The organism is Luteibacter sp. P1_D3 (genome assembly GCF_056406135.1).
Genome location: NZ_JBFUAT010000006.1, coordinates 132098 through 147827 on the forward strand (window position 1 = coordinate 132098; position 15730 = coordinate 147827).

The 15730-nt window shown below is 64.3% G+C and carries 12 protein-coding genes; 9 read left to right on the forward strand and 3 right to left on the reverse strand.

Features of this window, described 5'->3' with window-relative positions; genetic code table 11:
* Positions 1–54 precede the first annotated feature (54 nt).
* Entirely contained in the window at positions 55–3177 is a 3123-nt protein-coding gene (locus AC1DYM_RS06400; RefSeq protein ID WP_477337062.1) for an efflux RND transporter permease subunit, read from the forward strand.
* A gap of 265 nt (positions 3178–3442) precedes the next feature.
* The gene (locus tag AC1DYM_RS06405; RefSeq protein WP_477337064.1) at positions 3443–5680 is read left to right on the forward strand and encodes an NADP-dependent isocitrate dehydrogenase; all 2238 of its coding nucleotides are present in this window, start codon (positions 3443–3445) and stop codon (positions 5678–5680) included.
* Between the two features lie 49 nt (positions 5681–5729).
* Here the strand turns inward: AC1DYM_RS06405 and AC1DYM_RS06410 are convergent, their stop codons facing one another.
* The 3 genes from AC1DYM_RS06410 to AC1DYM_RS06420 all read right to left on the reverse strand — a co-directional run bounded on the left by AC1DYM_RS06410 (position 5730) and on the right by AC1DYM_RS06420 (position 8325).
* Positions 5730–6971 (reverse strand): SGNH/GDSL hydrolase family protein, encoded by a 1242-nt coding sequence (locus AC1DYM_RS06410; protein WP_477337066.1) that lies wholly within the window; start codon positions 6969–6971, stop codon positions 5730–5732.
* A gap of 132 nt (positions 6972–7103) precedes the next feature.
* On the reverse strand, positions 7104–8054 hold the full coding sequence (locus AC1DYM_RS06415) for an aldo/keto reductase (RefSeq protein ID WP_477337068.1): 951 nt from the start codon (positions 8052–8054) through the stop codon (positions 7104–7106).
* A 76-nt stretch (positions 8055–8130) separates the two neighbouring features.
* Positions 8131–8325 carry a hypothetical protein gene (locus AC1DYM_RS06420; protein ID WP_477337070.1) on the reverse strand — a complete coding sequence of 65 codons (195 nt, stop codon included), beginning with the start codon at positions 8323–8325 and terminating at the stop codon, positions 8131–8133.
* A 119-nt stretch (positions 8326–8444) separates the two neighbouring features.
* Here AC1DYM_RS06420 and AC1DYM_RS06425 point away from each other — a divergent pair, with 119 nt between their 5' ends.
* From AC1DYM_RS06425 to AC1DYM_RS06455, 7 genes are all read left to right on the forward strand, one after another.
* On the forward strand, positions 8445–9359 hold the full coding sequence (locus tag AC1DYM_RS06425) for a LysR substrate-binding domain-containing protein (protein ID WP_477337072.1): 915 nt from the start codon (positions 8445–8447) through the stop codon (positions 9357–9359).
* Positions 9360–9724: 365 nt separating this feature from the next.
* Positions 9725–9904 (forward strand): hypothetical protein, encoded by a 180-nt coding sequence (locus AC1DYM_RS06430; RefSeq protein ID WP_046968214.1) that lies wholly within the window; start codon positions 9725–9727, stop codon positions 9902–9904.
* Between the two features lie 155 nt (positions 9905–10059).
* Positions 10060–12687 (forward strand): magnesium-translocating P-type ATPase, encoded by a 2628-nt coding sequence (gene mgtA / locus AC1DYM_RS06435; protein WP_477337075.1) that lies wholly within the window; start codon positions 10060–10062, stop codon positions 12685–12687.
* 87 nt (positions 12688–12774) lie between these two features.
* Entirely contained in the window at positions 12775–13281 is a 507-nt protein-coding gene (locus tag AC1DYM_RS06440; RefSeq protein ID WP_477337077.1) for a hypothetical protein, read from the forward strand.
* A gap of 100 nt (positions 13282–13381) precedes the next feature.
* Positions 13382–13855, forward strand: coding sequence for a nuclear transport factor 2 family protein (locus AC1DYM_RS06445; protein ID WP_477337079.1), 474 nt, complete (start codon positions 13382–13384; stop codon positions 13853–13855).
* A gap of 34 nt (positions 13856–13889) precedes the next feature.
* Entirely contained in the window at positions 13890–14948 is a 1059-nt protein-coding gene (locus AC1DYM_RS06450; RefSeq protein ID WP_477337081.1) for a sensor histidine kinase, read from the forward strand.
* Positions 14945–15661 (forward strand): LytR/AlgR family response regulator transcription factor, encoded by a 717-nt coding sequence (locus AC1DYM_RS06455; protein ID WP_477337083.1) that lies wholly within the window; start codon positions 14945–14947, stop codon positions 15659–15661. Before AC1DYM_RS06450 ends, AC1DYM_RS06455 begins: the two co-directional genes overlap by 4 nt.
* Positions 15662–15730 lie beyond the last annotated feature (69 nt).

Here is a 15730-nt window from a genome sequence, read left to right on the forward strand (position 1 = left end):
CGTTGATACAGGGACGATCGACGCGATCCAGCACGAGAAAAGCCGTCCCACTGCATGAATATTTCCGGCCCGTTCATCCGCCGACCCATCGGCACGACGTTGCTCGCCATCGGGCTTTTTGTCGTCGGCATGATCTGTTACTCCCTGCTCGGCGTCGCCGCGCTGCCGAACATCCAGTTCCCCGCGATCTTCGTCCAGGCACAGCAGTCCGGCGCCGATGCGAGCACCATGGCCTCCACCGTCGCCGCACCCCTGGAGCGCCACCTGGGTCAGGTGCCGGGCGTGGAGTCGATGCGTTCGAACAGTTCCGAGGGCAGTACCTTCGTGCTGCTGTTCTTCCAGAACGGGACCAACATCGACGCCGCCGCGCGCGACGTGCAGTCGGCGATCAACGCGGCCCAGCCGGACCTTCCCGCGGGCTTGCTCAATGCGCCCTCGTACCAGAAGGCCAACCCTAACGACGATCCGGTGATCGTGCTGGCGCTGACCTCGGACACGGTCGCGCCGACCGAGTTGTACAACGTGGCCGACTCGATCCTCGCGCAGCGCCTTCGCCAGCAGGAGGGCATCGCCTCGGTGGACATCGCCGGAAGCGCCACGCCGGCCATTCGCGTGGACGTGAACCTGCGCGCGCTCAACGCCATGGGCCTGTCGCCGGACCAGCTGCGTAACGCGCTCACCGCCGCCAACGTCACCTCGCCACAAGGCTTCCTCACCGACGGTTACAGCAACATCGCCGTGACCGCGACGGACTCCCTGCATACGGCCGATGATTTCGGCAAGCTGGTGATCGCGGTCAAGAACAGCGTGCCGATCCGCCTGTCCGACATCGCGCATGTGTACGACGGTCAGCAGGACGCCTACCAGGCCGCATGGTTCAACGGTAAGCCCGGGATCCTGATGTACGTGTATCGCAAGTCGGATGCGAACGTCATCGAGACCGTCGACCGCATCAAGGCGCAGATCCCGACCATGCAGGCCTGGTTGCCGGCCGGCGTCAAACTGCACTCGTTCTTCGATGGCACGCCGACCATCCGCGCTTCACTGCACGAGGTGCAGGCGACCCTGCTGATCAGCCTCGGCATGGTGATCATGACGATGGCGCTGTTCCTGCGCCGCCTCGCGCCCACCGTCATCGCTGGCCTTGCCGTGCCCCTGTCGCTGGCAGGCGCGTTCGTGGCCATGTATTGCTTCGGCTATACATTGAACAACCTGACCCTGCTGGCGCTGGTGATCGCGATCGGTTTCGTCGTCGACGATGCGATCGTGGTCATCGAGAACGTCATCCGGCACATGGACGAAGGCCTTTCCCGATTCGAGGCCGCCTTGCTCGGCGCGCGCGAGATCGGCTTCACCATCGTGTCGATCACCGCCTCGCTGATCGCGGTATTCATCCCCCTGTTGTTTGCCGGCGGCATCACCGGCATGTTCTTCAAGGAATTCACGGTCACCCTGGTCGCTGCGATCGTCGTTTCGGCCCTGGTGTCGCTCACGCTGACGCCGTCGCTCTGCGGCCATTTCCTCACGGCACACAAGAACGACAAGCCCGAGTCGAGGCTGGGTCGCGCGCTGGAGCGCGGGCAGGAGCGACTGATCGGTGTCTATCGTCGCGCGCTGGACTGGTCGCTGCGCCATGCGTTGCTGATGGCGCTCACGCCGCTGGTGCTTGTCGGCATCACCTTCGTGCTGGCCGGTATGGTCAAGGGCGGTTTCTTCCCGCCGCAGGACACCGGCCTGATGGCCGCGCGCGCTACGGCAAGTTCCACCGTGTCGTTCGGCGAAATGAAGTCGCGCCAGGCACGTCTCACCGAGATGTTGCTTGCCGATCCGGACGTGAAGTCGGTCGGCTCCCGTCTCGGTACGAGTCGTACCGGTTCGACCGGCTCGTTCAATATCGAGCTGAAGACCGTCGCGGATGGCCGTGAAGACACCACCTTCGATGCGCTCGATCGCATTTCGGCGAAGGCCAACAAATACCCCGACCTCAACCTGCGGCTGCGCCCGATCCAGGACCTCCCCACGGGCGGTGGTGGTGGCACCTCTCAGGGTGGCCAGTATTCGGTATCGCTCAAGGGTAACGATGTCGCCGAATTGCAGGAGTGGCTGCCGAAGCTGGTCGACGCGCTGAAGAAGAACAAGATGCTCAAGGACGTCGGCAGCGATATCGATGCCGCCGGCCTGCGCCAGAACATCGTGATCGATCGTGACACGGCGGGGCGCCTCGGCGTCTCCATCGGCAACATCGACGGCGCGCTGTACAACGCCTTCGGCCAGCGCGCGGTGTCGACGATCTACTCGGACATCAACCAGTACCGCGTCATCGTCAACGCGTTGCCGCAGATGGCGGCCACGCCGGAGTCGTTGAACCAGATCTACGTAAAGGCGGACTCCGGTGCCATGGTGCCCATGACTGCGGTGACCAAGCAGGTGCCGGGCCTCGCACCGACCCAGATCGTGCACGAGGACCAGTACACGAGCATGGGCGTGAGCTTCAACCTGGCGCCCGGCGTGAGCATGGGCGAGGCGATGGAGATCATCCAGAAGACGATCAATGGCATGCGCATGCCGGGCGACATCCGTCTCGATGCAGGCAGCGACTTCAGGCGCTTCCAGCAGTCGCAGAGCGACATGCCGCTGCTGATCCTTGCGGCCATCATCGTCGTCTACCTGCTGATGGGCATGCTCTACGAGAGCCTGATCCATCCGGTGACGATTCTGTCCACGCTGCCGGCGGCCGGCGTCGGCGCGCTGGCGGCGTTGGTGATCACCGATACCGAGCTATCGGTGGTGGCGATGATCGCGCTGGTCCTGCTCATCGGCATCGTGAAGAAGAACGCGATCATGATGATCGACTTCGCCCTCGTCGCTGAGCGCGAGCATCACCTGAACTCGAGGGAGGCGATCCGCGAAGCCTGCCTGGTCCGTTTCCGCCCGATCATGATGACCACCATGGTCGCGATCCTCGCCGCACTGCCGCTGGCCATCGGCCTGGGCGAAGGCTCCGAGCTGCGTCGCCCGCTGGGTATCGCGATGATCGGCGGCCTGATCATTTCGCAGAGCCTGACCCTGCTGTCGACCCCGGCGCTGTACGTCATCTTCGCCTGCCTGTCGGAGCGCTGGAAGGCCCGCAAGGCCCGCCGCCGCGAAGCACGCCTCCTGCGACTGAGCGCCCGGTAGGAGCCGATTTATCGGCGATGGGTGCTCGCCGCACCCCGGCCCGCTGCCGCGGGATCGCCGATGAATCGGCTCCTACCAAGCGGGGTGTCGCGTCGGGCGGGTGCGATCCGTACCTGCCAGGCATAACTGCCATGCTGCGTAGCGGCTTTCCCGCCTGCCGCCATCCGCGCCACAATGGTCCGGTTTCCCGCTCGCCGGTGCGCCCTTGAGGCTTGCGCCGGCGGCCCCATGACCTGGCCCACTCAAGCATAAGGCTCGCCGAATCATGTCCAGCTCGCCCAAGATCATCTACACCCTCACCGACGAAGCGCCGTTCCTCGCCACGGCGTCGTTCCTGCCGATCATCGAGGCCTTCGCCGGCACCGCCGGCGTCGCTGTCGAAACGCGCGATATCTCGCTCGCCGGCCGCATCCTCTCGCAGTTTCCGGATTACCTCACCGACGCCCAGAAGATCGGCGATCACCTGGCCGAGCTCGGCGCCCTGGCGACCACGCCGGACGCCAACATCATCAAGCTGCCCAACATCAGCGCCTCCGTGCCGCAGATGAAGGCCGCGATCCGCGAACTCCAGTCGCAGGGTTACAAGCTGCCCGATTACGTCGACGCCCCCTCCACCGACGAGCAGAAGGACACGAACGCTCGCTATGGCAAGGCCATGGGTAGCGCCGTGAACCCCGTGCTGCGCGAAGGCAATTCCGACCGTCGCGCGCCGCTTTCGGTGAAGAACTTCGCACGCAAGCACCCGCACCGCATGGGCAAGTGGTCGAGCGAGTCAAAGTCGCATGTCTCGCACATGGACGGCGGCGATTTCTACGGCAGCGAGAAGTCGGCCACGCTGGAAAAGGCGGGTAGCCTGCGCATCGAATTCACCGCCGCCGATGGCGGCGTGAAGGTGTTGAAGGACAAGGTCGCGGTCAAGGCGGGCGAGATCGTCGACGCCGCGGTGATGAGCAAGAAGGCCCTCGCCAGCTTCATCGATGCGCAGATCGCCGATGCACAGGCCAAGGGCGTGCTCTTCTCGCTGCATCTGAAGGCCACCATGATGAAGGTCTCCGACCCGATCATGTTCGGCATCGTCGTGCGCGAATTCTATAAGGACGTGCTGGGCAAGCACGCCGACGCGCTCAAGCAGGTCGGTTTCGACGCCAATAACGGCATCGGCGACCTGTATGCGCGTCTCGACAAGCTCGACGCCGCCACGCGCTCGGCGATTGAAGCCGACCTGAAGGCCGAGTACGCGCACCGCCCGGCGTTGGCCATGGTCAACTCCGACAAGGGCATCACAAACCTGCACGTACCCAGCGACGTGATCGTCGATGCGTCCATGCCGGCGATGATCCGTGACTCCGGTGGTATGTGGAATGGCGAAGGCAAGCTGCAGGATGCCAAGGCCGTCATCCCGGATCGCTCGTACGCGGGCGTGTACCAGGCGGTGATCGAGGACTGCATCGCGCATGGCGCGTTCGACCCGGCGACCATGGGCAGCGTGCCCAACGTCGGCCTGATGGCGCAGAAGGCCGAGGAATACGGTTCGCACGACAAGACCTTCCAGATGTCAGCAGACGGCAAGGTTCGCGTCATCGCCGATGACGGCAGCGTCGTCTTCGAACACGCCGTCGAGACGGGTGACATCTGGCGCATGTGCCAGACGAAGGACGCACCGATCCAGGATTGGGTGAAGCTTGCCGTACAGCGTGCTCGCCTCTCGGCGACGCCGGCCGTGTTCTGGCTGGACAAGCATCGCGCCCACGATGCGCAGGTGATCGCCAAGGTTGAACGCTACCTCAAGGATCACGACGCCAGTGGTCTGGACATCCGCATCCTTGATCCGGTGGCGGCGACGAAGCTGTCGCTGGAGCGTATCCGCAAGGGCGAGGACACCATCTCGGTCACCGGCAACGTGCTGCGTGATTACCTGACTGACCTGTTCCCGATCATGGAGCTTGGCACCTCGGCGAAGATGCTTTCCATCGTGCCGTTGATGGCCGGTGGTGGCCTGTTCGAAACCGGTGCCGGTGGTTCGGCGCCGAAGCACGTCCAGCAGTTCGTCGAAGAGGATTACCTGCGTTGGGATTCGCTCGGCGAGTTCCTCGCGCTCGCCGCGTCGCTCGAACACCTCGGCGAGCGCTACGACAACAAGCACGCCCGCGTGCTTGCGAAGACGCTCGACGTGGCCAACGGCCGTTTCCTCGACAGCAACAAGTCCCCGGCGCGTAAGGTCGGCGAGATCGACAACCGTGGCAGCCACTTCTACCTGGCCATGTACTGGGCCGAAGCACTTGCTGCGCAGAACGACGATGCGGACCTGAAAGCCCGGTTCACGGCCGTGGCGAAGGAATTGGCCGACAACGAGGCGACCATCATCGGTGAGCTGAACGGTGCGCAGGGCAAGCCGGTCGAGATCAAGGGTTACTACCACCCGGACATGGCCCTGGTCAGCGCAGCGATGCGTCCCAGCGCCGCGTTCAACAAGGCGATCGCGACCCTGCTCGCCTCGCGTTGAGCAGCATCCCCGCGGGACGCCGCCTAAGCGGCGCCCGCAGGGTCTGTTTTTACTCTCCCCGCAGGCCCCAGCTTGCAGGCATTGCTTCGATCGCCCACTGGGCCATCAGCTCATGCACACGCGTGGTGGGGTGCAGGCTATCCCAGAACACATACGCTGACGGATCGGTGCAGGCGGCTCTCGGTATCTGCGTTTTGAGATAGGTGAGCGAGTTGGGCGAATCGATCTTAAGGCACGATTCTCTCGCGTTCGTGAAGCCGGATGTCGCCGGGCTGGCGATAAGCTCGTCGAAACGTTTGCGCGCATCCACGATGTGGATCTCCACACCCTCGGTGCGTGCGACGATCCGGGCGGCCACATCGCGAATCCGCGCGTTGTAGTACTCGACTTTTCCCAGCACCGTGCCTTCATCGGTGCGCCCACCCGGCATGGTGAACGCCGGGGCGAGGGTCAGGTCCGGCAGGTTCACGATGAGAATCCGGCGTGCGCCACCGGCAACAAGCTTGTCGAGCAGTTTTTCCTGGTCGCTGACCACTTGCCTCGCGGCCTGGGTGTCGTTGACGAAATCGTTGCCGCCGATCAGGAAGGTGAACAGGGTGCGTGCCGGCTCGTAGTCGGCCGCTTTCGACGCGTACTCGAAGAAGCTGTCGATCTGTTTTCCGACGCCCTGGATCAATCCGACCTGAGCGTCTTTCGTCTGTGCGCCACCGACCGCCCAGTTATTCAGCGTGAGTCCCGTGCGCATGGCGAGGTGCTCAACCCAGATGGGGCCGTTGCTGAAACGGCCCACGTACCACGAGGCCCGGTAAGGCAGGAGCCATTGGGACTCGTTATACATGTTCCGGGAGTCGCTCAGGCTGTCCCCGAACGACACGATGCGCTCGATGGGCCTGCCTTTCGCCAGATCGCCGTTATGCCAGATGTCGTAGTTGTTGCTCACGCCGCCGCTGGTCGCGCTGATCAACGCCAACTGGTTGGCCGCGGCGATCCTGGCGATCCTGGCGACGCAGGCGTCGTGGAGCTCGGTCGGCGACGCGCGAGTGAAGAACATGCTGCGTGACTTGAGGATGCTCGCGGAGTGCCAGTATCCCTTCAGTCGTATTCCCGCGTCGACGAAATCGGTCTTCACGTTCATCGGGTCCGACCCGAGCGTGAAATGGCAACGCACGTCGGTGGTCGTCAGCGCGTTTAGCGAGGCGGGCGCCTCATCGACGACGGTGGCGGCCCTGCCGGGCGACGCGCTGATGCAGGCGAGGGCTGCGAGCAGCATGCGGTGTCCGTTCCTGGACATATGAGTCTCCTTGAGAATAGAGCGCCAGCTAGCGCTGGCGACAGCTATCCTGCCTCCCGGCAGCCGCCTCGGGATGTCGGCGGATGCCTAGTGAGGGAGTCATCAATCTCCTCGCGTCGTCAGTGACGGCCTCTAGGGGGTATGGCTCGCATGGCGCAGCGAATCGAGTTCGTCGCCAGTCAGTGCGAGTGTCGCGGACTTCGCCAGGTCGGCCAGCTGCTCCACGGTCGTCGCGCTGGCGATGGCGGCGGAAATCCCCGGCTGCGCGATCACCCATGCCAGTGCCACCTGGGCCGGTGTCGCCGCATGCGAGGCCGCGATCGCGTCCAGGGCAGCCAGCACGCGCAGACCCCGAGCGTCGAGATATTTCTTCACGGCGCCACCGCGTACCTTGCTCTTCTGCAGGTCGGCTTCGCTACGGTACTTGCCACTGAGGAAGCCACTGGCCAGTGAGTAATAGCTGATCACTCCGATATCTTCCTTCACGCACAGCGGCTGCAAGCCTTCTTCGAAGCCAGCGCGGTCCATCAGGTTGTACTCGGGCTGCAGGGACTCGTAACGCGCGAGTGACTTCGACGCGCTCGTGGCGACGGCGTCGGCCAGCCGGTTGGCGCTGTAGTTCGAAGCACCGATCGCGCGCACCTTGCCGGCCTTCACCAGGTCATCGAACGCGCGCAACGTCTCTTCCAGCGGCACTTTTGCATCGTCCTCGTGCGACTGGTAAAGGTCGATGTAGTCGGTCTTCAGGCGACGCAGCGAATCCTCCACCGCCTCCTTGATGTTGGTCGGTGACAGCCCGGGATAGCGCGCCCACTTGCCAACCTTGGTGGCGATGACGACGCGGTCGCGCTTGCCGCTTCTCTTGAGCCAGTTGCCGATGATTGTCTCGGACTCGCCACCTTCGTTGCCGGGCACCCAGGCCTCGTACACATCCGCGGTATCGATCAGGTTGAAGCCGTGATCGACGAAGGCGTCGAGGAGTTCGAACGAGCGGGACTCATCCGCGCTCCATCCGAAGACATTACCGCCGAAGGCGAGTGGGGCGACCTGCAGGGATGAACGGCCAAGGGGGCGAAGCGTCATGCGTCTCTCCGGAATAGGCGGAAACCCCTATTTTGGCGGACGCAAGGTTCAGGCGATGTATCGGTCGGCGGATCGCTCAGCAGGTAGCGCAAGCGGGGCGGGCAGGAACCTCTAGTGATGCCTTGCGCTCGGCTGTGCGGGACGTTGGCGCTGCCTGCTTCGAGCCCGCGCCACCATCGGCGGTGAGTTCTTCGCGGCCGAGGCGGAAAATGAGTTCGCGGTCGACGATATGGCCGTGCATGAAAGCGAGGCCGGTGAAGATCGAAGCCATGACGTACTCCTTGCGGGTGAAGTCGCAACCCCTTGCGACTATCGGTGGAGTTAAGGGTGCCCGTTCCGCAGCCCGCCAAAAAGCGATATGTTTGCAACCTGGACTTGAGGATTTTTCACATGCCTCGCTTGCCGCTCGGTCAGCTTCAGGGGTTCGTCCTGGTCGCCCGGACCGGCAAGCTGTCGCTCGCCGCCGAGCAGCTCAACCTCACGGTGAGCGCCCTCAGCCACCAGATCCGCCATCTCGAGGAGCGCCTCGATCGCTCGTTGTTCGATCGCGGGCCGCGCGGCGTCACGCTCACTGCCGATGGCAACAATCTGCTCGATGCGATCGGCCATCATTTCGACGGCATCGAGCACGCCCTGAGTCGCTATGCGAGTCGTCACCAGGACACGGTCACCCTCAGTGTCCTTCCCTCGGTCGCGTCGAGTTGGCTGGTCCCACGGCTTCCCAGGCTGGTGGGTGCGCATCCGGAACTGGAGCTCAGCCTGTCTTCGTCCGTGTCGGTCGTGGATTTCGATCGCGAGCCGACCATCGACGTCGCCTTCCGCTATGGGTTGGGCTCATGGCCGCGAACCAAGGCGGACAAATTGTTCGCCGAGTACATCGTGCCGATTGCCAGCCCGTCGCTGGTTCGCAAGATGGGTGGGCTGCCAACGACGTCGCTGGAAGGCTGGCCGCTGCTCGGCGACCCCTCGGGCCGCTGGAACGACTGGGCCGAGGCGTTCGGCATGCCCTTGCCTTCGCGCTACGTCGCCCGCTTCGACAACACGGAGCATCTCCAGCGTGCCGTACTCGAAGGGATGGGTGTAGCCCTGGGTCGCCTCGTCATGGCCCGCTCGCTGATCGAGTGCGGGGCGCTCACGGTGCTCTGCAAGGAGCGGCTGCGGGTGGCGGAGGCCTATTACGTCGTCTACCCGAAGCGGTCCGAATCGCATAGCGGCGTGACCCGGTTCCGTGACTGGCTGATGGGGGAGGCCCGGGAGTACGAGGCAGGGATCACGGATGGCCGCCCCACCGCCGAGGTCCCCTGATGCTTCGGCAGGAGCCGATTCATCGGCGATGGGGCTTGCGGCAATCTGGCTATCGCCGATGAATCGGCTCCTGCGGAGAGCTCGCAAGATCGCTCTTGGTGCTTGACCGATCCTCGCTGCGGCGCGACAATTCCCGGGCTACCGCTCCGCTCTTATCGTGCGGTGGCACCCTTCTTAGCTTATCCAGGCTTATGGACGTCTACCCTAGTCGACGCGCCGGCTTCCGCTCGCATCGGAGCCCGGCGCTGGCAAAACTCATCGCCCGCGGCGACCGCACCCGGTCTGTCGGCGCTTTCCTCCGCTAGGGAAAGTCCGGCTCTCCTCGTCGGAAGCTCGCGAGCTTCCGTTATTTCGAGGATTGAGCCATGTACATCCAGCTCGAAAAGACCGGTCCGCGCATGTTCGGCCGCCGTCTCGCATTCGCTCTTGCCCGTCGTCGTGCCAACGAGGCCTCCCCGGCCAAGCGCACGATCACCGTTCCGCGCTCGCTCGACACCGCTGAAAGCAATTTGAAACGGGCTGACGGCAAACTGCCGCAGGCATGAACAGCGACATAGACTCTACGGCGCGGCTTTCGCCGTCCGCCGTCACGATTACCCGGAAACCGAACGTCGGCTCCGCGCCGGCGCGCACGCCTTCAGCTGCCAGCTGAGAGCCGCTCGCGCCCGTCCGGAGAGGTCGTCCGGAAAGGCAGTGAGCCATGAAGAAGCACATCTCGCAGGCGGCCGTCGCCGCTAAAGCCTTCACCAACGCCAGTGCCGACGCCTACCGTCCGGCCGATGAACTGCTGCGCTCGCTGGACGCCCGCACCGACGGTCTGGACGAGGCCGCCATCGCCGAGAGGCTGGACCGCGACGGCATCAACGAAGTCGGCCACGAGAAGCCGCCGCACTGGTCGATCCAGCTGCTGCACGCCTTCCGCAACCCCTTCATCATCGTTTTGCTCGTGCTTGCGGTGGTTCAGCTCGTCACCGCGCCGGATGATCTCACCGGCCCGGTGATCATCGCGGTGATGGTCGGCATCAGCGTGCTCCTCTCGTTCTCCCAGGAGTTCCGCTCCTCGCGAGCCGCCGAGAAGCTGAAGGCGATGGTCCGCAACACGTCCACGGTGACCCGCCGTGCCGAGGACGGTCACGCCGAGCGCATCGAAGTGCCAGTCGAGGAACTAGTGGTGGGCGACATCGTCCACCTCGGCGCCGGCGACATGGTGCCGGCCGACCTGCGACTGCTGGCCGCCAAGGACCTGTTCATCAGCCAGGCCATCCTCACCGGCGAATCGCTGCCGGTGGAGAAGGCCGCACCGAACGCGACCACCGGCGCGGGCACCGCCGATGGTCCGCTGGACCTGCCCACGGTCTGCTACATGGGCACCAACGTTGTCTCCGGCACGGCGACCGCCGTGGTGCTTGCCACCGGCGCACGCACTTACCTCGGCTCGCTCGCGCACACGCTGTCCGGCGAGCGCGTGCAGACCAGTTTCGATCGCGGCATTTCCTCGGTGAGCTGGCTGCTGATCCGCTTCATGGCGGTGATGGTCCCGGTGGTCTTCCTGATCAACGGTTTCGACAAGCACGACTGGCTCGAGGCCTTCATGTTCGGCCTCTCGGTCGCGGTCGGCCTGACGCCGGAAATGCTGCCGCTGATCGTCACCGCCAACCTCGGCAAGGGCGCCATCGCCATGTCGAAGCGCAAGGTGGTGGTCAAGCGCCTCAACGCGATCCAGAACTTCGGCGCAATGGACGTGCTCTGCACGGACAAGACCGGCACGCTGACGCTGGACAAGATCGTGCTCGAGCGCCACGTGGACCTCAACGGTGACGACTCCGACGACGCCCTGGCATACGGCTACCTCAACAGCCGTTTCCAGACCGGCCTGCGCAACCTCATGGACAAGGCGGTGCTCACGCATCGCGACCTCGAGCCGATCGCGTCCCGTTTCCATGTGGTTGACGAGATCCCGTTCGACTTCCAGCGCCGGCGCATGTCGGTCGTGGTTTCCGACGGGCGGGGCGAGCAGCTTCTCGTCTGCAAGGGTGCCGTCGAGGAGATGCTGCAGATCTGCAGCGAGGCGCGTATCGGCGACGTGGTCGAGCCGATGACCTCGGAGAAGCGTGCCGAGATCCGCGCGATGACGCGCGAGCTCAACGAGGATGGTCTGCGCGTGCTCATCGTCGCCATTCGCCGTGATCCGGCGGGTGAGCGGGCTTATGGCGTGGCCGACGAATCGGGTTTGACCGCGGTCGGCTGCCTGGCCTTCCTCGATCCGCCGAAGGATTCGGCGGCGACAGCGATTCGTGCGCTGAACCATCACGGCGTCGCGGTGAAGGTCATCACCGGTGACAACGAAGCGGTGACGCGCAAGATCTGTACCGAAGTCGGTCTCGACGTCACGGCATCCGCTCTCGGGCGCGATATCGAACAGCTGGATGACGATGCGCTCGACGCGATGGTCGAGAAGACCACGGTGTTCGCCAAGATGTCGCCCGTGCAGAAGGCGCGCGTAGTCAAAGCGCTGCAGCGGCGCGGTCACACCGTCGGTTTCCTGGGTGACGGCATCAACGATGCGCCGGCACTGCGCGAAGCGGATGTCGGCATCTCGGTCGACACGGCGACGGATATCGCCAAGGAATCGGCGGACATCATCCTGCTCGAGAAGAACCTGATGGTGCTGGAGGAGGGCGTGATCGAAGGTCGCGTCACTTTCGGCAACATCATGAAGTACATCAAGATGACGGCCAGCTCGAACTTCGGCAACGTGTTCAGCGTGCTGATCGCGAGTGCGTTCCTGCCGTTCCTGCCGATGCTGCCGCTGCAGATCCTCGTGCAGAACCTGCTGTACGACCTGTCCCAGCTATCGATTCCCTTCGATCGCATGGACGAGGAATACCTGCGTCATCCACGCAAGTGGGATGCCGGCGATATCGGTCGCTTCATGGTCTGGATCGGGCCGGTCAGCTCGGTGTTCGACGTCACCACGTTCTGGCTGATGTGGCATTACTTCGGTGCCCACGACGTCGCCCACCAGTCGCTGTTCCAGTCGGGCTGGTTCATCGAAGGCCTGCTCTCGCAGACCCTCGTGRTGCACATGATCCGTACACGGCGCGTGCCGTTCCTGCAGAGCGTGGCCTCCGCGCCGGTGCTGGCCCTGACCGGTGCGATCATGGTCATCGGCATGCTGATTCCCTACTCGGGTCTCGGTGCGCGGATCGGCATGGTGCCGCTGCCGGGCATCTACTTCGCCTGGCTGGCCGTCACCCTGGTGAGCTATTGCGTGCTGACCCAGCTGATGAAGACGATCTACATCCGCCGCTACGGACGCTGGTTGTAAGACTACGAACAGGCATGGGCGTCGATGGACAGACGCCCATGCGCGGGTACGGTGTCATGTGTGCTCCCCAACCAAGGAGACACCACGATGCTTCGAAACACCCTCGCCGCCGCCCTGCTGTTCGTTCCCGCCGTTGTCATGGCCCAGGCGGATACCCCACCGAAACCGGCCCCGGCTCCCGTTCCCGCACGCTACGTCGACGCGATCGACTGGCCGGCATCCGAAGCCGGTCTCGAGCGCTTCCAGAAGCTCGAAGAGCACCTCTCGGGTGCGTTCGCCAACGTGTGTGGCGACACCTTCTGCGAAGGCGACTACGGCAACCTGCGGCCGATGCAACTGACGTGTTCGGTCGATTCCACCAAGGGCACGATGAAGCAGTGCCTGTGGACCTTCGCCGGCAGCTTCACGCAGGTCAATGGCAAGTCCGGTGCCGTGCAGGTCAACGCCAAGCTGTTCAAGTGCAAGCTGGCGCTCGCCAAGGACACGCCGGTCGAGTCGTTCTACGAAACGCTTATGACGGCGAAGGATCCGCTGGAAGTGAAGCTTCCGATGACCCGTAAGACGATCTACGAAGGGCTCCTCGGCTGCCTGTAACCGTCTCATCGCAGTAACGCAACGCCCTGCCGCGGGTTCCCTTGCGGCAGGGCGTCATTGTTGGTCCTCTTCGAATACCCACTCCGTCGAGGCCAACGCTATGCGCATCACCTTTCCGTTTGCCGTTCTCCTGCTCGCCGTCGCCGCGCCCAGCGTTGCCGGCGAGTCGCCCAAGACGCAGGTCCAGCAGGTGGTCGACAGCTTCCAGGCATCACTGAAAGCGAAGGACACCAAGGCCCTTGGCGAGTTATTCCTGCCCGAGAGCAAGGCCTGGATCACGACCCTCGGCGAGCCATCCTTCACCAACGTCAAGGCGAAGCACCCCGAGGTGACGCGGTACAAGCAGGGCAGCTGGCAGGAGTTCACCGACTTCGTCGGCAAGGCCAAGGGCAGTGTCGAGGAGCGTTTCCACAACGTACGCATCGACACCGACGGCTCGGTCGCATCGGTCTACTTCGATTTCGAGTTCCTGATGGACGGCAAAGTTGGCAACCATGGCGCGGAAACCTGGCAACTGGTCCGTACCGACCAGGGTTGGAAGATCGCCGCCATGCTCTACTCCTCGAACTTCTGACCGATAGAATCGGCGGGAACGAACGGGAGTCATCGTGCAGGAAGATCGTAACGTCACGGTATCGCCGGGCATGGCCTGGATCGCGGGCCTGCCCATCTTCGGCTGCATGCTGGTGATGGGCTTCCCCTCGTCGATCAGCGATCCGAAGGCGCTGGAGTTCCGGCTGTTCTACACGCTGTCCTACCTTGCGTGGATCGTCCCGCTGGGCTGGTTGCAGCGTGTGTTGTGGAGCCGCGGCGCGAGCTGGTGGACGATGGCGGCGGTACTGCTGCCGGTGAGCTACGCCATGTCGGTGATCAACGCGGTGGCCGCACTGGAGAGCCTGGCCAGTGCGGAGATGCGGGCAAAAGTCACCTGGGTATGGATCTTTGGTGGCCTCGACGGCTGCTGGCTGGCCCTCATCGCGTTCTGCGGTCTTCAGGCTATGGTGCTGCATCGCGCTGCGCTGCGCGCCGAAGGCGAACGGCTGGTGCTTGCCGCGCAGGCGACACGCGATGCCGAACTTCGCGCGCTGAAGTACCAGCTGCAGCCACATTTCCTGTTCAACACTCTCAACGCCATCTCCGCGCTGGTCAACGACGATCGCAAGCGCGATGCCAGCCGGATGATCGCCCGCCTCGGCGATTTCCTTCGTACCACCCTGGAGGAAACACGAGGGCACGAAGTGACGGTGGGCGACGAGGTGGTCTTCACCTCCGCCTACCTGGACATCGAGAAGGCCAGGCTGGGCGATCGCCTGCGTATCGACATCCAGACCGGCCCCGACACCCTGGACGCGCTGGTACCCCACTTGCTCCTGCAGCCCTTGGTCGAGAATGCGATCCGCCATGGCATCGCCCCACGGACCGAGGGCGGCACGGTGTCGATCCGCGTTCAACGTGAGTCCGGGACACTGCGCGTCGTCGTCGAGAACGACTGGCTCCACGTGGCGGCGAGCGAGGGGCAGGGTGTCGGTCTTGCCAATGTGCGTGCCCGTCTCGACGCCCTGCACCCTGGCGCGCATGCCATGGAAGCGGGCCCGCTCGGGACTCGCTGGCGAGTGGCCGTGACCTTGCCCTGGCGGCTGGCCCCGCCGGTAAGGGAGGCGGGATGATTCGCGTGGCCGTGGTAGACGACGAGCCGCTCGCGCGCAGCGGCGTGCTTTCACGTTTGCGTGCCGATCCGGACGTCACGGTGGTGGCCGAGTGCCACGATGGTCACACGCTGGCGACGCTGCGCAGGGCCGAGGTGGACGTCGCCTTCGTCGATGTGCAGATGCCCGGCTTGAGCGGCCTGGATGCGTTGGCAGCCATCCCTGCGGCGGAACGTCCGCTGGCGATCCTGCTTACCGCGCACGACAACTTCGCCTTGCGCGCCTTCGAACTGAATGCCATCGATTACCTGTTGAAGCCGATCGACGACGAACGTTTCGCCGAGGCGATCGACCGCGCGCGGCGCCAGCTAGGCCACATGGTGACGAGCTCCTGGCCTGAGCGCTTCAGCATTCGTATCGGCACGCGCCTGAGTTTCGTCGAGGCGGCGGACATCACCTGGATTGAAGCGGATGGCGATTACGCCGCGCTGTACGTGAACGGCCAACGCCATCTCCTGCGTGAAACCCTGACGACGTTGTCGCGCAAGCTCGATCCGTCGCGATTCCTTCGCGTACACCGCTCGGCCATCGTCCGCGTGGATCAGGTTGCGGAGTTCCAGCCCCGTCCCAATCGCGATGCCGTACTTCGTCTGCGTGACGGCACGACGTTGCGAGCGAGCCGCACGTATATCGACGCCTTGCTCGCCGCCCTTCACCAGCGCACCCATGGCTAGCGACCCGCATCGCACGGTGCTTCGGATGCGTCGTGCCTCCGAATCGCCATAACCCGGCCCGCGATTGCG